This is a genomic window from Bartonella sp. AP280QHHD (assembly GCF_042196125.1).
In the GTDB taxonomy this organism is placed as follows: domain Bacteria; phylum Pseudomonadota; class Alphaproteobacteria; order Rhizobiales; family Rhizobiaceae; genus Bartonella.
Map to the genome: position 1 here is coordinate 145,709 of NZ_JBHIPQ010000031.1, position 19,675 is coordinate 165,383.

The 19,675-nt window shown below is 36.6% G+C and carries 14 protein-coding genes; 12 read left to right on the forward strand and 2 right to left on the reverse strand.

The features are described from left to right. Positions 1-15 precede the first annotated feature (15 nt). Complete coding sequence (locus ACFIMK_RS04130) at positions 16-2,166, reverse strand: transglycosylase domain-containing protein (protein ID WP_375682988.1); 2,151 nt, start codon at positions 2,164-2,166, stop codon at positions 16-18. A 346-nt stretch (positions 2,167-2,512) separates the two neighbouring features. On the opposite strand from ACFIMK_RS04130, the gene ACFIMK_RS04135 reads away from it, so the two are divergent. The 12 genes from ACFIMK_RS04135 (at position 2,513) to ACFIMK_RS04190 (ending at position 16,978) form a co-directional block, all read left to right on the forward strand. After that, on the forward strand, positions 2,513-2,749 hold the full coding sequence (locus ACFIMK_RS04135) for a hypothetical protein (RefSeq protein WP_273723886.1): 237 nt from the start codon (positions 2,513-2,515) through the stop codon (positions 2,747-2,749). A gap of 21 nt (positions 2,750-2,770) precedes the next feature. Continuing rightward, complete coding sequence (locus tag ACFIMK_RS04140) at positions 2,771-3,436, forward strand: response regulator transcription factor (protein WP_375649356.1); 666 nt, start codon at positions 2,771-2,773, stop codon at positions 3,434-3,436. Beyond that, complete coding sequence (locus ACFIMK_RS04145; protein ID WP_375668225.1) at positions 3,436-4,854, forward strand: ATP-binding protein; 1,419 nt, start codon at positions 3,436-3,438, stop codon at positions 4,852-4,854. Before ACFIMK_RS04140 ends, ACFIMK_RS04145 begins: the two co-directional genes overlap by 1 nt. Positions 4,855-5,092: 238 nt before the next feature. Then, the gene (locus ACFIMK_RS04150) at positions 5,093-5,863 is read left to right on the forward strand and encodes a tetratricopeptide repeat protein (protein WP_375652309.1); all 771 of its coding nucleotides are present in this window, start codon (positions 5,093-5,095) and stop codon (positions 5,861-5,863) included. Positions 5,864-5,940: 77 nt separating this feature from the next. After that, complete coding sequence (ccmE, locus tag ACFIMK_RS04155) at positions 5,941-6,420, forward strand: cytochrome c maturation protein CcmE (RefSeq protein WP_375611160.1); 480 nt, start codon at positions 5,941-5,943, stop codon at positions 6,418-6,420. Positions 6,421-6,427: 7 nt separating this feature from the next. Continuing rightward, positions 6,428-8,407, forward strand: coding sequence for a heme lyase CcmF/NrfE family subunit (locus ACFIMK_RS04160; RefSeq protein ID WP_375638065.1), 1,980 nt, complete (start codon positions 6,428-6,430; stop codon positions 8,405-8,407). Between the two features lies 1 nt (position 8,408). Beyond that, positions 8,409-8,819: a cytochrome c-type biogenesis protein CcmH gene (locus ACFIMK_RS04165; protein ID WP_375628209.1), complete on the forward strand. Its 411-nt coding sequence runs from the start codon at positions 8,409-8,411 to the stop codon at positions 8,817-8,819. Between the two features lie 218 nt (positions 8,820-9,037). Continuing rightward, positions 9,038-10,549 carry a Do family serine endopeptidase gene (locus ACFIMK_RS04170; protein WP_375611163.1) on the forward strand — a complete coding sequence of 504 codons (1,512 nt, stop codon included), beginning with the start codon at positions 9,038-9,040 and terminating at the stop codon, positions 10,547-10,549. 72 nt (positions 10,550-10,621) lie between these two features. After that, positions 10,622-11,308 carry a response regulator transcription factor gene (locus ACFIMK_RS04175; protein WP_273791552.1) on the forward strand — a complete coding sequence of 229 codons (687 nt, stop codon included), beginning with the start codon at positions 10,622-10,624 and terminating at the stop codon, positions 11,306-11,308. Beyond that, entirely contained in the window at positions 11,305-12,687 is a 1,383-nt protein-coding gene (locus tag ACFIMK_RS04180; protein WP_375610111.1) for an ATP-binding protein, read from the forward strand. The genes ACFIMK_RS04175 and ACFIMK_RS04180 overlap by 4 nt, the downstream gene beginning before the upstream one ends. 90 nt (positions 12,688-12,777) lie before the next feature. Continuing rightward, the gene (locus ACFIMK_RS04185) at positions 12,778-15,702 is read left to right on the forward strand and encodes a bifunctional [glutamine synthetase] adenylyltransferase/[glutamine synthetase]-adenylyl-L-tyrosine phosphorylase (protein ID WP_375649373.1); all 2,925 of its coding nucleotides are present in this window, start codon (positions 12,778-12,780) and stop codon (positions 15,700-15,702) included. A gap of 451 nt (positions 15,703-16,153) precedes the next feature. Continuing rightward, positions 16,154-16,978 (forward strand): outer membrane protein, encoded by an 825-nt coding sequence (locus ACFIMK_RS04190; protein WP_375612993.1) that lies wholly within the window; start codon positions 16,154-16,156, stop codon positions 16,976-16,978. A 1,364-nt stretch (positions 16,979-18,342) separates the two neighbouring features. Here ACFIMK_RS04190 and ACFIMK_RS04195 read toward each other — a convergent pair. Beyond that, positions 18,343-19,227 carry a metallophosphoesterase family protein gene (locus tag ACFIMK_RS04195; protein WP_375612992.1) on the reverse strand — a complete coding sequence of 295 codons (885 nt, stop codon included), beginning with the start codon at positions 19,225-19,227 and terminating at the stop codon, positions 18,343-18,345. Positions 19,228-19,675 lie beyond the last annotated feature (448 nt).

Genomic DNA, 19,675 nt, shown 5'->3' on the forward strand with positions numbered 1-19,675 from the left:
GTGAATATCTTGAATTCAAAATGTTGAATCTCCAGTTGTTTTCATTTTCAAAGAAATTACAGATGTTTTTTTCAGATCTTTGTTAATCAATCGCACAATATTCAATGTTTCAGGAGAAAGCGTAGAGGGTATTGGAGGAGGAACTTCAGAATCTGCATGGGAAGAAAGTACTGGGGGCTGATAAGGAAGGAGAGAATCTTTAACACCATAGAGCTGTTTGAGCATGATATTTTGATGTGCAGCAAGCATGATGCGATGCCATATCATGGCAGGAACGCCACCCCCAAAAGCACGATTCATCGGTGAAAAGTTATCATTTCCCATCCATACCGCTCCTGTATAATTGCCTGTAAAGCCAACAAACCAAGCATCACGATAAGATTGTGATGTTCCAGTTTTCCCAGCGACGAGAGTCATGGGTAGAGCAGCACGCTTACCAGATCCTCGTGTCGTGACACCCACCATCATTTGGTTCATATAAGCTGTTGATTGTTGACTCAGAACTCGGTGTAGTTTTTTTCCGTTATGTTCGAAATCCCATACCACATGCCCATCGATTGTTCTGATTTGCGTGAACCCATGACGATTACCAGCTATCCCGCCATTCGCAAAGACATTAAAGCCAGTTGCTTGATCCATGGGGGTCATGTTGGAAGTACCAAGAACCATTGTTTTGTGTGATAAAATATGCGCGTTAATCCCCATATTCTTTATGAGATCTATGATGGGTTGGGTATCACGGTTAAGATATTGATAGGTGAGATACACAGGGACTGTATTAATAGAAAAAGCTAAAGCTGTTGCTAAATCAATTTTTCCCAAATAACGACCAGAATTATTTTTTGGTGTCCAACCTCCCCAATTGATAGGAGCATCTAAAACGATTGTCGAGGGAGACAGTCCGTGTTCCAGTGCGGTTGCGTAAACATAAGGTTTGAATGAAGAACCAGTTTGCCGTCCGCCTTGTGTTGCTCTGTTAAATTGGCTCTTTTTATAATCGAGTCCTCCAACAATTGCGCATACGGCACCGTTATTATCGAGTATAACGGTGGCAGCTTGGGTTACGCGATATTGTTGACCATATTGATGTAAATGATATGCGATTGATTCTTCTGCTGCTTTTTGAATATTCGGATCAAGGGTCGTTTGAATAATGAAACTATGGCTTGGAAGTTGATTACGCATTTTTTTGACTTCCTCGAATGCCCAATCAAGAAAATAATCTGGCTGATTATTTTCTCTTTGGGGAAGTGCCTTAGCAGGGTGGCGATGCGCATTGATAATTTGGCTCTTCGTCATAAAGCCACTATTAACAAGATTAGAAAGGACGATATTGGCACGTGTTTGAGCTGCAAAGAGATGACTATGAGGAGCATATTTTGTTGGAGCTTTAAAGAGTCCTGCTAACATAGCAGATTCACTTAAAGAGACATGACGTATGTTTTTTCCAAAATAAAATTTTGCCGCTGCGGCAATACCAAAATTGTTTCCTCCCATATAGGCTCGGTCAAGGTAAAGTTGTAAAATCTGCTTTTTGCTAAAATTTGCTTCTAGCCAAAGAGCAAGATAAGCTTCTTTGATTTTACGTGTTATGGTTCTTTCGTTTGTTAAAAATAAATTTTTAGCCAATTGTTGTGTGAGAGTTGAACCACCTTGCACCACACCTTTAGCTTGCATATTTTGTGAAATTGCCCGTGTAAGTCCTTGAAAATCAATGCCCCAATGATCAAAAAAACGACGGTCTTCTGTAGCGAGAACCGCTTTAATAACAGTGTCAGGCATTTCTTCAACGGGGACAGAGATTGCCGGCAGTGCACCACGGTGCCCAATGGAATTTCCATAGCGATCTAGAAAAAGAATGGAAAAGTTTTTAGGAGAAGACCAATCTGTTTTGGTCAGTTCAAAAACAGAAATGCCCAAAATAGTGAAAAGAGTAAATCCCAACAACCCTAATGTCAGTATTTCATCGAGAACTTCAACGATAAAACGTTTCCATCCTTGAAGATGAAAATTTTGTGAGACGATTTTTGCCTTTTTCCAGAAAAAACTGTTAGCAGAACGAATGTGATAAAGCGCTGTGTCTAATCGTGCGTCTAATTCAATGAGAGCAGGACTATGAAATGGCTTACGGTGTTGCCCTTTCTTTTTTTTAAAAAAATCAAACATTTAAAGAGAGCCTATGGCAAAGCAATACAACCAAACAAATCTACAATAATTATATGGAGTAGAAGTATTTTTTTTCTATAGTTCTAACAGAGAAAGAATTTGTTTTAGAATTATGCATTTTTTGTAAGATAGTATATTAATATTTTATTATTTTATTGAATAAATTTTATTCTCATTATTAAAAATATTTTTTTGATTTTTTAAAAATTTGGAGTAATGTTAATATGTTCTTCTGTAAGATAGAGGATAAATTGTTTTCATTTGTGATTTTTTAATCGACTAAAAAAAACCATTATTTCTTTTATCCTTTATCAAGGAAGAGAAGAGATGGGTTATTGAAATATTTATGATGAAAAAAAAATTCTTGTTCGTAATAATAGCAGCTTTTTTAGGAGCAGATTCTGTTCTAGCTTCTGGGTGTGCTGAAGTAGGTAAGAAGGCTGCCGCACAAGAGAGCGGGGTTCTCGTCCGTTCAAAACCGGTTGTTCAGGATGGAAAGGACATGTGTGCAATTGTAGTTGTTGTACCAGCCCGTAATGGTGAAAAGTTACGTCGTGTTGAGTTTTTTGTTCCTGCTGATTAGTCTTTAGCAGATGGTGTTGTGATGCGTATCTTAATCGTTGAAGATGATCGGAATCTTCACCATCAATTAGCAGAAGCTGTAAGACGTGCAGGATATGTTTCCGATAGTGCTTTCGATGGTGAAGAGGCTTATTTTTTAGGGAGCACAGAGTCTTACGACGCGGTGATACTTGATATAGGTTTACCGCAGATTGATGGTATTAGTGTTGTTGAAAAGTGGCGTCAAGAAGGGCTCTCCATGCCTGTTTTAATGCTAACGGCGCGAGACCGTTGGTCTGATAAGGTGCGCGGTATTGATGCTGGAGCTGACGATTATGTTGTGAAGCCATTTCATTTGGAGGAGGTGATGGCGCGCTTGCGAGCATTAATTCGTCGCACTACGGGACATGCGACAAGTGCATTATGTTGCGGAAATGTTTTGTTGGATACAAAGACGTCTCGTGTTTTTGTGGATGGTCAATTGATTAAACTAACATCTTATGAATTCAGACTGCTTTCGTATCTCATGCATCATTGTGACAGGGTCATTTCAAGAACAGAGCTTACTGAACATCTTTATGATCAGGATTTTGATAAGGATTCGAATACGGTGGAAGTCTTTGTAGGTCGGTTACGGAAAAAGCTTGGAGTGAATTTGATTGAAACTATTCGAGGAATGGGATATCGCGTGAGAACGCGAGGTGATTAATGAATGTTTTTGAAGAGAATAATTGGTATAGGAGGTTCTTTTTTGTAATTACTCGATCTCTCAGTTTACGTGTTATGATCTTATCAACATTATGGGTTGTTATTTCTCTTTTATCGATTTCTGCAGTAAGTATTTTATTTTATAAGCGTTCGACTGAACAAAGCCTAGAGCGTATCCTTTCTGCTCAACTCTACAGTCTTATTGCAACAGTGACGGTGTCATCGGAAGGTACTTTGATAGGAGGGGCTGGGATTGATGATATTCGTTATTCTGATCCAACAACAGGATGGTATTGGGAAGTTGTTGCGATATCCCATAATTTAAAAGGAAGATTGACATCTCCCTCATTGGGAACAGGCGAGATATTTACACCAAGTGATGTTGATATACCTTTTGACAATAAATTCTTTCGCTCTTATCGGATAACGGGGAACAATGGTCAAAAGCTACAAGTGATTGAGAGTGATGTTGTTCTTGATAATAAAAATCATATTGCACGTTTTCGGCTTGTTGGGAATATCGATGAAGCTCATGCCCAGGTAAAGGAATTTAAGCGAACTTTGCAAATTTTTCTTTGGAGTTTCGGTATCGGGAGTGTTCTTATTAATATTGCTATTATTTTCTTTAGTTTTCAACCGTTGAAGCTTATTCGATATGCATTGAATGATATTCGCGAAGGAAGAGTTCATTATGTGAATACGGATTTAGTAAGCGAAGTGATGCCGCTTGTACAAGAGATGAATGCTCTCATTAATAATAATCAGCGTATTATCGAGCGATTTCGCACACAGGTTGGTAATCTCGCGCATTCATTGAAGACGCCTCTATCCGTGATTATGAATGAGACAGATAAGATGCGCGGAGAAAAGGCTAGTTTGTTGAGAGAGCAAACGCAAATAATGCAAGCTCAAATCAATCATTATCTTCAGCGTGCGCGGATTGCAGCACAATGCGATAGTGTTGTCTATCATACGTCTGTTCGCAGTGTGCTTGAACGCTTGGTGCGGGTTATGAAAAAGCTTAATCCTGAAAAACAAATTCAATTTATTATGGATGTTGATGATATTGTTTTTTCTGGAGAGAAGGAAGATTTAGAAGAAATTATAGGGAATTTGATTGAAAATGCTACTCAGTGGTCTCGCGCAAAGGTTTTGATCTCTTGTTGTTTAGAAGAAAATGCTGAAGAAACAGAATATTTTAGTATCTTTGTAGAAGATGATGGTCCTGGTTTAACAGAAGACAAAATTGATGAAGCATTAAAAAGGGGGCGGCGGTTTAATGAAAGTAAACTAGGGTCAGGCTTAGGGTTAGCAATTGTTTCAGATATGGTCAGTGAATATGGTGGGAATCTCTTTTTATCCCGTTCTGATTTGGGTGGGTTATATGCAAAAGTTTTATTACCTAAGATGGGAGAATAACATATTTTCTCCTTAAGCAAGAAATGTCTATAAAGTTTGTAAAGCAGTATTTTCAGATAATACATCAAAGAGTAGGGAAACATTGTTTTTAGTTTCTTTGTTTAATTGATATATATATATAATAGATTTTATAATATTCTCCATGAAAAAATGAATTTTTATTAATTCACATCACTTTTCTCATGAAGAGGATAAAATGTAAGCGAGTTATTCTCTGTTCGTATTGGAAAAAAACGATATGCTCTTATTGATTTTTGCAGCATTTTTTCTGATTTTTCTGGCAAGTGTTCTTTTTCTTTCACTACGTTTTGATGATGAGATAAAAAAAGAATGGAAAGTTCAAACCGTGGATGGTTATAGAAGCCATAAGCGTATGATTGAGTTTAACAAGCTTTATATGCATTATAAAAAAAGAAATATTCTTAAGGCTTTAAGTATCTTGTTTGTTCTCCTTATGACATGGAATATTTATGGGCTGACAGGCAATCCAGAAGTGAAAAGTTATTTTTTTAGCGAATTAATGGATAAGGATCCTCAAACTCTTAGTAAGCAAGAAAAGCTTATTCGTTTACAAGTGCTTTTTTTCCGTGCACCTCATGATGGCAAGCTAGCAGATGCGTTAGCGGTAGGGTATCTCGAAGAAAGCCTTTTTCAAGAAGCAGTGAATACTTATTTAGATGCACTTCGTTTGAATGGAGAAACAGCTCCAAGGCTTGTAGGATACGGTTTAGCATTGGTTGGTTATGAAGGGGGAGTGATAACGCAAGAAGCGCAAAATGCTTTTCAAAAAGCAGCAGATTTAGCGCCAACAGATTTTTATCCACGTTTATTGTTAGCCGATGCATTGCATCAAGCAGGAAAAACTGCACAGGCAGTGCAATTTTTACAAAGCTTTCTTGATACAATGCCTGAAAATTTTTCAGGACAATCACGTGTTAAAAAAATGATGATTCAGTTACGTGATTTATCGAGTAAGCATACAAAGAAAAGAAATCTTGCACCTATGTAGAAGATGTGCAAAGCTCTTAAAAAATAAAATATTGATACTTAATTATAACGTATTTAAAATTTTTTCGCAGAGTGTCTATGAACAGTCAATCTTTAAAGAATTCTGCCTCATGGAAGGTTATTTTAGAGCAGCGAAAAAAAAAGCGCTTACTGATCATATTATTATGTTGTTTGGTTATGACAATTGCAGCAAGTCTCATAGTGTATGCAATGCGTCATGCGGTCAGTTTTTTTAGAATGCCCTCTGAAATTACAAGAGAAGATATTTTAACGGAGCGCCCTTTGCGTTTGGGTGGCTTTGTTGAAAAGGGAACTGTTCAATATGTTGGAGAGAGAGGCGTTGTTTTTTTTGTAACGGATAACAAAAAACATGAAAAAGTAGTTTTCAATGGTGCCTTACCGGATCTTTTTCGTGAAGGTCAGGGGGTGATCGTAGAAGGGCATTTCGATAAACAGGGCTTTTTTATAGGGATGCGTATTTTAGCAAAACATGATGAAACTTATATGCCTAAAGAAACAGCTGATCGTTTGAAAAAACATTACATTATGGAGAAATAATTCGATTGTGCTTGTCGAACTGGGTCATATTTTTTTAGCTGCAGCATTTTCAGTAAGCTTATTAGGGGCATTTTTACCTGCTTTAGGTTTTTGGTGGAGAGAGCGTTTGTTAATGCAAACAGTTGTTCCTCTAACATATATCACTTTTACATTACTGCTTTTATCTTTTTTAGTGATAATTTATGCTTATGTCGTATCTGATTTTTCTGTTTTGAACGTTGTTGAGAATTCTCATTCAGAAAAACCGATGCTCTATAAAATTACAGGTGTTTGGGGCAACCACGAAGGCTCTATGTTGTTATGGGTTTTAAGTCTTGCTTTTTTTAGCGCATTGATGGCTTTTTTTAGCCAACATTTGCCAGAAGATTTTAAGACGCTTGTTTTAATTTGCCAAAGTTGGATTACAACTGCTTTTCTTTTATTTATTCTTTTTGTATCCAATCCATTTTTACGCGTAAATCCACCAGCATTGCAGGGAAATGGTCTCAATCCTCTTTTACAAGATATCGCATTAGCAATTCATCCACCGCTACTTTATTTAGGTTATGTCGGTTTTTCACTTTGTTTTTCTTTTGCCGTTGCGGCATTGATTATGGGACAGGTTGATAGAATTTGGGCGCGTGGGATTCGTCCGTGGCTTTTACTTGCTTGGTGTTTTTTGACATTGGGTATTATGGTTGGCTCTTATTGGGCTTATTATGAGCTAGGATGGGGGGGGTATTGGTTTTGGGATCCTGTTGAAAATGTTTCGTTTATGCCGTGGCTTTCAGGAACGGCTCTTTTACATTCTGCTCTTGTTCTCGAAAAACGAGAAATATTGAAAAGTTGGACTCTGTTTTTAGCGCTGCTTACTTTTTCCCTTTCTCTGATGGGAACTTTTCTTGTGCGTTCTGGGCTTTTAGTTTCTGTTCATAGTTTTGCTGTTGATCCAGCACGCGGGCAAGCAATTCTTGCTCTTTTATTTTTTTTTACGGGAGCTGCTTTTCTTCTTTTTGCTTTGCGTACCCCTATTTTAAAAACAGAAAGATTTTTTCAACCAATTTCACGTGAAGGGTTTATTGTTTTAAATAACTTGTTACTGACAACAATAACAGCAACAGTATTGATTGGTACGCTTTATCCTTATTTTATTGAGATATTAACAGGGCAAAAAATTTCTGTAGGGGCTGCTTTTTTTAATCTTACCTGTGGACCGCTAATGGTTTTGCTGTTGTTGTTTGTTCCATTTGGGACAATGATGGCATGGAAACGCGGTGATTTTCTTGCAGTTTTTGAACGCTTGTGGTTTGTTTTTGTATTGGTTGGTATCGTCTGTTTTATAATATTCTATGCGACATCTGTGCGTGATATTTTTGCAGTTTTAGGGATTGGGCTTTCAGCGTTTGTTTTTTTAGGCAGTTTAGCGGATCTATGGGGAAAGAGTGGATATGGCAAGAGAGCTTTTTCAGTACGCGTTAAGAGATTTCTTGGATTGCCATGGTCTACTTTTGGTGCAGCAATAGCACATATGGGATTAGGCGTTACATTATTTGGTATTGTTTGCGTAGCAAGTTTTGGGCAAGAACGTATTTTAATCATGAACGAAGGGGATAGGGTGACGATAGCGGATAAAACGCTTCATTTTGATGCAGTGTATGATGGTGTTGGTTCGAATTATTCGACAATGGAGTTTTATTTTAAAATATATGAAAATAAAAACATTGTAGGTCATGTAACAGCCTCAAAGCGATTTTATTCAAGCCAAAATACATCAATAACAGAAGTTGGTCTTAAAAATCATGGCTTATCACAGCTATATATTGTACCGGGACATATTGATAATCGGGGTCTCGTTGTGCACGTATGGTGGAAGCCTTATGTAATATGTATTTGGTTAGGGGCATTCATGATGGCTATGGGGGGATGTCTTTCTCTTTTGGGGTATTGGTTTCGCATTGGCATGTACAATAGGGTAGTGCTTGCTTTAAATTTTTGGAAAAGACATTGAGATGAAAAAAATTCTTTGGATTGTATTTTTTTTAATTGCAACGTTTCCTTTTCGATTAGCAATAGCAGTAGAGCCGGATGAGATTTTAAAGAATAAGATTCTTGAAGCGCGAGCACGCCATATTTCATCGCATTTACGTTGTCCTGTTTGTCAAAATCAATCAATTGATGATTCAGATTCTGCTTTAGCACGTGATTTACGGCTTTTAATTCGGGAAAGGCTAAAAATGGGCTATAGTAATCAGCAAGTCACTGACTTTCTTGTTGAGCGATATGGTGAATTTATTCTCTTGAAACCACCATTGAATAAGATAACTTGGTTTTTATGGTTCTCGCCTTTGATCATTATTATCATTGGCGTAAGTATCATATTTTTCCACTTCAAACGAAATAATCATGAGTTATGTGAATGAAAAAGAACAGTCAAAAATGTCATTGCATTAAAAAAAATGTTACATAAAAGAAAAAAATCAGATCATCTGCAATGAGCAGACAATCTTATTGTAATTATATTAGGGAATACTGAAACCTTACAAAACTTTAATAATTTAGACAGAAAACGGTAAGGTCTGGTATTTTATAAGTGATCGGAATTGAAATAAAGGTATGATTGAATAGGAGCATAGAATAAATGGTTAAAAAGGCTTTCTTTAAAACATTTGTCGCAGTGAGTTTTTCTGCGATATTGGAAAGTGCACTGTTTTTTAGTGGATGTACATCAAGCTTGTGGATGACAAAGGCTCATGCAAGTTCTGTATTTACTTCGTTAATGCAACAACAGGGATTTGCCGATATTGTTGCTCAAGTGAAACCAGCCGTTGTAGCAGTACAAGTAAAGAGCAATAAAAAGAAAGAAGATAGGTTCTTTAGCAACTTTTTTAGTGGTCCAGGACTTGATCAATTACCAGATCAGCATCCTTTAAAAAGATTTTTTAAAGAGTTTTATGATTTTGATAAACCTAAAAATAAATTTCCGCACCAATCGCAGAGACTCCGTCCTGTTGCTTTTGGATCGGGTTTTTTTATTTCGTCTGATGGTTACATTGTGACCAATGATCATGTGATTTCTGACGGAACAAGTTATACTGTTGTTCTTGATGATGGTACAGAATTGAACGCAAAGCTCATTGGGAAAGACCCCAAAACCGACCTTGCCGTATTAAAAGTGAATGATAAAAGAAAATTTTCTTATGTTGATTTTGGTGATGATTCAAAGCTTCGTGTTGGGGATTGGGTTGTTGCCATTGGGAATCCATTTGGTCTTGGTGGAACTGTGACAGCAGGTATTGTTTCTGCACGTGGACGTGATATTGGCACTGGTGTGTACGATGATTTTATTCAGATTGATGCTGCTGTTAATAGAGGAAACTCTGGTGGTCCAACGTTTGATCTTAATGGAAAGGTTGTTGGGGTTAATACAGCAATTTTTTCTCCTTCTGGAGGAAATGTTGGGATTGCTTTTGCTATTCCAGCAGCGACTGTAAAACAGGTTGTACAACAACTTATTGAAAAAGGTTCAGTTCAACGTGGTTGGTTAGGTGTTCAGATTCAGCCGGTAACAAAGGAGATTTCCGATTCAATAGGATTGAAAGAAGCCAAAGGTGCTTTGGTTACTGATCCGTTAAAAGGACCGGCAGAAAAGGCTGGTATTAAAGCGGGTGATGTAATTATTTCAGTGAATAATGAAAAAGTTGCTGATGCGCGTGAGCTGGCGAAACGTATTGCAAATATTAAACCAGGAGAAATGGTAACCATAGGGATTTGGAGATCAGGTAAGGAGGAGAGTATAAAGGTTAAACTCGCTTCAATGTCTGAAGATGAAAGTAAGAAAGAGACTTCAAAATATTCAAATGGACAGAGTGATTTAGATGAAACATTGGAAGATTATGGTTTGATTGTTATGCCTTCTGATGATGGTGTAGGGGTTGTCGTAACGGATGTCGATACCGATTCAGATGCTGCAGATAAAGGGATACGCCCTGGTGATATCATTGTGACAGTAAATAATAAACCAGTTAAACGAGTCTCTGATATTATTAACACAATCAAAAATGCTCAGCAGTTAGGACGAAAGGCTATACTCTTACAAGTGCGAACAAATGATCAAAATCGTTTTGTTGCTCTTCCAATTTTCAAAAAATAAAGCTTTAGTTGTAGGACAAATATTTATTAAACATTTGTCCTACAACATAATAAAATAATGGAGATACGTTTTATGAAGATACTCGTTATTGAAGATGATCATGAGACGGGGCATTATCTCGAAAAAGCATTTTTGGAAGTAGGGCATTCTGTTGATGTTGCTTATGATGGAGATACGGGATACGCTTTAGCAACCACGGAAAATTATGACGTTATGGTTGTTGACCGAATGCTTTTGCATCGTGATGGTCTTTCTATTATTGCTGAATTGCGCGCTAAAGGCAATGAAACACCGGTTCTTATTCTGTCTGCTTTAGGGCAAGTTAATGATCGTGTAACGGGGCTGCGTGCAGGGGGAGATGATTATTTGACAAAGCCTTATGCTTTTTCTGAACTTCTTGCGCGTGTTGAAGTTTTACAACGGCGGAAAAATCCTAAAGAAGCAGAAACTGTTTACTGTGTAGGTAATCTTGAGCTTGATCGGTTAGCACATACGGTAAAACGAGGTGATAGAAACATTCTATTGCAACCACGAGAGTTTCGTTTACTTGAATATTTGATGCGTTATGCGGGGCAGGTTGTTACACGCACTATGCTTTTGGAAAACGTTTGGAATTACCATTTTGATCCACAAACGAATGTCATTGATGTCCATATCTCTCGTTTGAGAGCCAAAATTGAAAAAGATTTTGATGTTCCCCTTCTCCATACAGTGCGTGGAGCTGGATATATGCTGAAAGTACCAGATAACAAAGCATGAATCGTTTGATTAATATAATGCGCACGACGGCGCTAAGGCTTTCAGCACTTTACATTTTATTGTTTGGATTGGTGGCAACAGGACTTTCTATTTATATGACGGCATTTTCTGCTTCATTGTTAACAGAGCAAACTGAACAGGCTTTACATGAAGAATTAAAGTATATTGAAAATGCTTATAATTATGGGGGATTATCCTTATTAATGCGCACTATTGATTATCGTTCAAGACAACCAGGAGCATTTCTTTATCTTGTTACAGATTCTATGGGGCGTATTTTAGCAGGAAATGTAGCACGTATTGAATTAGGTCTTTTGAATCAGAGTGGTTTTATTTCTACCTCTTTTTTGTATTCCCGTTTTGGAGAACATGGCAAAACAAGTGAACATCGCGCTTTGGCGGTTATTGTTGATTTACCTAATGCTATGAAGATTCTTATAGGACGTGATTTGGATGAGCCAGAACGTTTTGCTGTTGTTATTCGCAAAGCTGTGATCATTGCACTTGCTGCAATGGTTGGAGGCGCTTTACTCATATGGTTTTTTGTTGGCAGGAGAGCTTTACAAAGGATTGATCATGTAACGGCTGCATCACAGCGCTTGATGGATGGTGATTTCAGTGGGCGTTTACCTGTTTCTGGAGTAGGGGATGAGTTTGATCGATTGTCAACCAATCTTAATGTTATGTTAGACCGCATTGAAGAGTTAAATATTGGTTTACGTCAAGTATCAGATAATATTGCTCATGATCTGAAAACGCCGTTAACGCGTCTTAGAAATCGCGCTGAAGAAGCGCTTTCAGGAAATAAGACAAAGCTTGAATATCGTCAGGTCCTTGATAGGGTTATTGCAGAATCAGATCAACTTATTTGTACGTTCAATGCGATTTTAATGATTTCACGTATTGAGGCCAGCAGTGCAATTGAACATCTTGAAATGATGAATATGAAACTGATTATTGAGGATGCTGTTGAGCTTTACGAACCTTTTGCTGAAGAGTCAGGTGTTTTACTTCAGTTGGGAGATATATTTGATAAAGAGCTAAAATTGAATCGTGAGCTTGTTGCACAATCAATTTTTAATCTTATAGATAATGCAATTAAATATGCGCCTAAAGGTGGAAGGCAAGCGAAGGTTTGCTTATCAATGGAATATCGTGATGAACATTTATTAGTTGTTGTGAGCGATAATGGACCAGGAATAGCAGAGGATAAACGTGAAAAAGTGACAGAACGATTTGTTCGTCTTGAAGAAAGCCGCACACAACCTGGGTTTGGGATTGGTTTAAGTATAGCAAAAGCGGTTATGAAGCTTCACGGGGGTGAATTGTTACTTGAAAATGCAAATCCAGGGCTTAGGGCTGTTTTGTTATTTCCTTAAAGATATTTTTCTTCACTTTCATACGTAACAACTATTTTAAAAGTATAAAGCAATAGAAAGGAAAGCAAAATGCTTTTCAAGGGAGCAGAGATGAAACAAGCTTTTTTAAAAACACAGCTTCTCCCTTTATGTCCTCTCGATAAAAGTGGTTCCCAATGGTTAAAAGACATGGAAGAACAAGCAAGGAAAGAAGGTTTAGAATCGCTTGTTTCCATCATTTCAGAGAGTGGAACGCAGATTGATTTTATCAGTTCGGTTATGACCTTATCTCCTTTTTTGCGTGAGGTTTTAATTGCCAACCCATCATATCTTAGTGCTTTATTAAATGTTGATATAGAAACAAGGCTGAGCGAAATTATAGATGATATTACAGCTATTGATAAAGATGAAGCTATAAATGAAACTTCATTGATGGCTGCTTTAAGGCGCAAAAAACGAGAAGCGCATGTTCTTATTGCTTTAGCTGATTTGGGTGGTGTTTTTACTTACGAAGTTTCATGTGCTTGGTTGACACGTTTGGGCGAAGCAGCATTAAGTGTAGCACTACGTTTTCTATTAAGAGAAGCGCATGATCATGGTAAGATCAATTTATTAAGCCGTGAGAATCCAGAAAAAGACTGTGGTTTAATTATTTTAGGGATGGGAAAGTTAGGAGCAGGGGAACTTAATTATTCTTCTGATATTGATCTTATTGTTTTCATTGATGAAACATCACCTCATATTGGTAATCTTTCTGAAAGTGTTGACGTATTTTCTAAAATGGTACGCCGATTAATCCGTATCATTCAAGAACGCACTGCGGAAGGATATGTTTTTCGTCTTGATTTTCGTCTTCGTCCAGATCCAGGTTCAACCCCTTTGGCCTTACCAGTAAGGACTGCATTGCGTTATTACGAAGGGCGTGGGCAAAATTGGGAACGAGCAGCCATGATTAAAGCACGTCCAGTTGCTGGTGATAAGAGGGCAGGTTTTAACTTTCTCAAAGAGCTTTTTCCCTATGTGTGGCGGAAATATTTAGATTATGCTGCTATTGCTGATATTCATTCGATCAAACGTCAAATTCATGCGCATAAAAATTACGGTCAAATTGCAGCTTATGGGCATAATATAAAGTTAGGTCGTGGTGGTATTCGTGAGATTGAGTTTTTTGTTCAGACACAGCAGCTCATTGCTGGTGGACGTTTTCCTCAATTACGTGGACGTCAGACAGTTGCAATGTTAGCAGAACTTCACACGCTTGGTTGGATCAGTGAGAAAACGAGAAATAGCCTTATAAAAAGTTATGCTTTTCTTCGAAATGTGGAACATCGTATTCAAATGCTTTTCGATGAACAAACACATCTTCTTCCAAATGATACTGCTCAATTCACGAGTGTTGCCTATTTAATGGGTTATCAAGACAGGAGCAGTTTTATCCGTGATTTATTAAAAACACTTCAGATTGTTGAAAAACATTATGCTGCACTGTTTGAGAATGAGCAAGAACTTGGTTTAGAAATTGGTAATTTAGTTTTTACCGGTGAAGAAGATGATCCGGAGACATTAATAACGTTAAGCCGTTTAGGCTTCGAAAGAGCAAGTGATATTTGTCGTATTATGCGCACGCTCCATTTTGGTCGTTATAAAGCAACGCAATCAGCCGAAGCACGCGAGAGATTAACGGAATTAACACCAGCTCTTTTGAAAGCTTTTGGTGGGACAAAACGAGCTGATGAGGCGATGTTACGTTTTGATGGTTTTTTACAGGGCTTACCTTCAGGAATTCAGCTTTTTAGTCTTTTGCAGTCTAATCCTTCTCTTTTGGATATGCTTGTCCTTATTATGGGGGCTGCTCCACGTCTTGCAGAAATTATTGCACGCAGGTCCCATGTTTTTGATGGAATGTTAGATCCGAATATTCTTTCAGAATTACCGACCAAAACGTACTTAGAAAAACGGCTTGAATATTTTCTTGAAAATGTTCTTTCTTATGAGGAAATTCTTGATCATTTAAGGATTTTTGCAGATGAACAACGTTTTTTGATTGGTATTCGAATTTTAAACGGTACAATTACAGGAGAAAGAGCGGGTTTTGCTTTTACTGCGCTTGCTGATCTTATGATTACAAAAACATTTGCTACCGTTCAAGAGGAATTTTCTCGTCTTCATGGTCGTATTAAAGGAGGGCGTGTTGGCATATTGGGTATGGGGAAGCTTGGAAGTCGCGAATTAACAGCAGATTCCGATGTTGACCTCGTTTTGCTTTATGAACACGATGATGATGCAGAAATATCTGATGGAGAAAAGCCTCTTTATATCTCTCAATATTATACGCGTTTAGCACAGCGCCTCGTTTCTGCTTTATCCACTCTTACAAGCCAAGGTATTCTTTATGTCGTTGATTTAAGGTTACGGCCATTAGGCAATAAAGGACCTATTGCTGTTTCTTTTCCATTTTTTAAAAAGTATTATCGCCAAGAAGCATGGATATGGGAATATCTTGCTTTAACAAGGGCTCGAGGCATTGCAGGAGACCCTGATTTTTTACAAAAGCTAGAAAATGAAGTGTGTGCAATTATTGCTATTTCTCGTGATAAGAAGGAAGTTGCAAAAGAAGTATGTGAAATGCGTGCCTTGATTGCAAAAGAAAAGCCGCCAAAAAATCAATGGGATTTAAAAACGATGTCTGGTGGCATTATGGATTTGGAGTTTATTGCTCAATTTTCTCTTATTACGCATGTCATTGAGTTTCAAATTGGAGCGACGACAGCGGATATTTTAGATCACTTACCAAACAGTTTTCTTAATCAGTCATGTATTGCTGATTTACATTATGCCTATCGTCTTTATACAAATTTGAGTCAAATTATACGGCTTTGCTTAAATGATTCTCTTGATCCCAATGACATGCCACCTGGATTAAGTGACCTTTTGTTGAATAGTGTTGGGGAACCTGATTTGCTTCGTGTTGAAAAATTAATTGCAGAAACTGGGCAATTGGTCTGTTCAGTTTTTACAAAAATCATGAAATATTAAAATAATTCTATAAGAATAAATAAAAATTATTAATTCCATTTTTATATATTAATTTTTGTCTTTCATTTCATAGACGCTTGAGAGGGTTAGAGTGAAGTTCTCTACTGTTTTTTCAAGTGTGATGAAAAAATTCTCCATTCTAGGTATCATTCTTTATACAAAAAGCGGTGAGTGATTAATTTAGTGAATCATATTTTTTATGAGCGTTATCTCATTTTTTCAAAAAATTGACATTATAATTATTTATATAATTCCAAGTAATAATGATCAATATGAAGCTATAAAAGCTACTATAGATTAATAGCTTCTGGAAATTATAAATAATATTTAAGCTTTATTTAAAACTAATTTTAATTTTTTAACTGTGTCATTTTTGCTATAGATTTTTTCAAAAAATTGTGAAACGATTTACCATTATTTATGTATCACATTAGCTTTTAGGGGAGCAATTATGATTACAAAGTATTTAGCCTCGACATCTATATTTTCTTTAATTTCAATTTCTGTAGTACAGGCGTCGGATATCGTTATTCCTGAACAACCTGTTCCTGTTATTCCAGCACCTGCTTTGTCTTGGACAGGATTTTATCTTGGAGGACAGATTGGTAACTTTTCAGGTAAAACAACTGCAAGTTATTTAAAACATGAGACAGGGATATGGAATCCAATTGGAAAGGAGAATTTACCTAAACTTTCTGGTTTTATCGGGGGAGTTTATGCAGGTTCCAATATTGATATCGATAATAGTTTTATTATAGGTATTGATACAGATATTATGTGGTTTGGTAAAAAGGATTCTAAAGATGTCAATCTACCGAAAAAAAGTCCAACTGAAGAAACACCAAAACTTGTAGAAAAAACAAGTCTAACAAGAGATTTGCATGAGGAGGATTCGACAACACCTATTAAAGCTGTACGTCATACTTTAAAACAAAAATGGGCTGGTGCTACACGGGTGAGAGTTGGTTTTGCGATTGAGCGTATGATGCCTTATATTTCTGGAGGGATTGCTTATACGCAGCTTCAGAATATTTTTGCGGCAGTAGCTGATAGCAAAAATGGAGAAGTTGATTTTTCTGATTGGTTGCATGATGAAAAAAAGACCATGATTGGTTATACCCTTGGAGGTGGTATTGATTTTGCAATGACTGATAATATTATTGTACGTGCAGAATATCGTTATTCAGATTTTGGCAAAAAGAAGTTCATACAGGATAAATTTGAAATGGGCTACAAGACAAATGATTTTCGTGTGGGTGTAGCTTATAAATTTTAATTTTTTGCAGAATTAAACACTTCAAAAGTCTCATTTTCGAATGAGGCTTTTATTTTTCAGATATGTTCTAGTAAATATCCTTTACTCAAAAGAGCTACTATTTTATTCGAACAATACTTTGATTTGTAAACATAAATTACTTTTTGTCATGTTGAGTGAGAGACCCAAGTGTCATAAGATTTTCTCATTTTAATTGAACCGATCAAAACCATGTCTTTTGCACGTCAAAAAGAGGGGGCGTCGTGAGATAAAAACATTAAAGAAAGAATAAAAATGCTTCTTATGAACCATTTTAAGTGCTAAAGGCTGTCGCTACATTAGGGGGTGGCAAAGTGTGAGATTTTGATACTAGCTTGCTTTTCCATAAACGTGAAGATGGTGTTGCTAAATGGACTTAACATTACATCATTCATAGGTACCGTCGGGAAATGGGTTTGGGTGCTTTAAAAGATGCTTTTTTAAACCAACATGTGAATTGGCAAGCTAATGGCATTTTATTTTATTTGAAAGATTTTTCATACAATCAACTTTTCTGTTTTGCGGTATCGTAAAATATTTTATTTAATAACAAAAAGCTCGCAAAAAAACTCTAAAGAACGTAAAATTACATCCGCAATATAATTCAATAATAAAATAATTATAAAGAGTATTATAAAGTGATTTATAGGAAAAAATAGAGAGAAAATTAGGAATTTATTGAGACATAAAAAACATTATTACCTATGTCTGTTATCGAAATATAATCTATTATTTTCCTAATTTTTTAATGTACGATAATAAATTTCGAGTGAAATAGTAATGGATCATTTCAAATCTATTTACGATAAATCAATCAACATCATTTGTTTATGAATCACAAGTAGGTTGGGTTATTTAAATTATATACTTTAGTTATTATTTGGCTTTTTTAGCCATTGATTTTCAGGTATAGAAGCTGAATGAGCTTCTCTATTATTCTATAAAATATCATCATTGTAATAATATAAGGATTTTAGGCATTAGATGCTTTTGGAGGAGTGGATGATGAAATTCAAAGCAGGGTTTATGTGTAGAGCTTTGTGAAGTAAATCACATGCGCAATTAGCAGCTGGAACCCGTGAGACAAGAATCCGAATTATTTATAAATCAGATGTGGTAGAATTTTCGTCCTTTAGAGCGGGAAGGAAGAAAACCGATAAGTTTGTAAAAAGCTAGTCACATAAGTGGGGCAGCAGATGGAACTGTCTGAGAAAAATTGATCTATTGACAGAGAAGGTGAAACTTTATCTTTTAAGGAGAAAAAGGGAAATAAGAATTATGATTTCCAAAGGGATGTGAAATAAAAATGTTTTTATTTTTGGTTGTTTGGGCAACTATGAAGGTGTTTAAAGATTAATTTTTTCAGTACATGCAATCTCGTTTTTGGGGTTGATAATGCTATAACGTTGTAATTGGCAATGCCATTGATTTTGTAAGCGTTCAATGGAAAATAAATTAAAGCCTGCGGGCGGTTTTTTATCACCAAAAGCTTGTGATGCGGAAGGAACACCAACAATAGGAATTTTTTTAATTGGTCCTTCAATGTAATTCAATGTGGGTAAATGAGTATGTCCGTGAAGAATAAGCTCACAACCGTGGTATTTGATAATGTCTAGAAAACGTTTTATATCCCGTAGTTTTTTATGCCAAGACGTTGCCTTTGGAAAGGGGGGGTGGTGAATCATGACGACACGAAAAAGGTTGCGCTGTGCTGCTTCCTTTAAAAAGAGCGGTAAAGTTTGCGCTTGCATTTTACCAAAATAGCCAGAAGCTTGAAAAGGCAATGTCGCAATGGCTGAAGAAGCTGCTATGATGGCAACATCTTTGCGAATGCGCATATAAGGAAAGGCACTTTTTTGAGGGATGTCACCTGTAATCCAAGGTTTAAAGAGAGTGCATGCTTTTTGTAAAGCGCCGCGGACATAGGCATCGTGATTTCCAAATGTCAAAGAAATATCTTGAGGTTTTCCTAGGTTAAGTAGCCAACGATGAGCTTGTACAAATTCTTTATCGAGAGCAAGATTTACAAGATCACCAGAGATCACAAGGTGATCAGGTTTTGTTTTGTTCAAGGCATCTATTAAAGTTTCTAGGACATCTGTTGCCATCTGACTCTTACGTTTTTTTTGCCAGTTCAGATAACCGGTAAGACGTTTCCCAGAAAGTTCAAAAAGGGAAGGTTGCGGGAGAGGGGAAAGATGTACATCCGATATATGGGCAAGATAAAACATAAAAGCTCGTAAAGTATTAAAAACGATTTAAAGAATAAACATAAGATAAGTTAGTGCTTAAAGGCAAGAAAGATTGTAAAATGAAAATTAGCTTGCAAAAAAGAATGTCTCAAGCGGAATGTTCCAAATAGAATATCCCTAATAAAATATCATTGTGTTGTAGATTCACATATTTGTAAAAAAAACATTTCTCAATGCGTTTGAGCTAATTTCACGATGGTACTCGATATTATAATGGAAAGCTTCTGTGAACTATATAGGGCTTACTGTACACTACCATCTCTACACTTATACAAGGTGCAAATAAAAAACATCATACTATTTTCCCCCAATTTTATGAAAATCCTTGCTTTGCTTTAATAGGATTCATAAGAGGTATTTCACTCTTTTCTTCAATGGTTTCTATCCATACAGCATCCCTTCTAATAATACGCAAGAGAATGTTTTT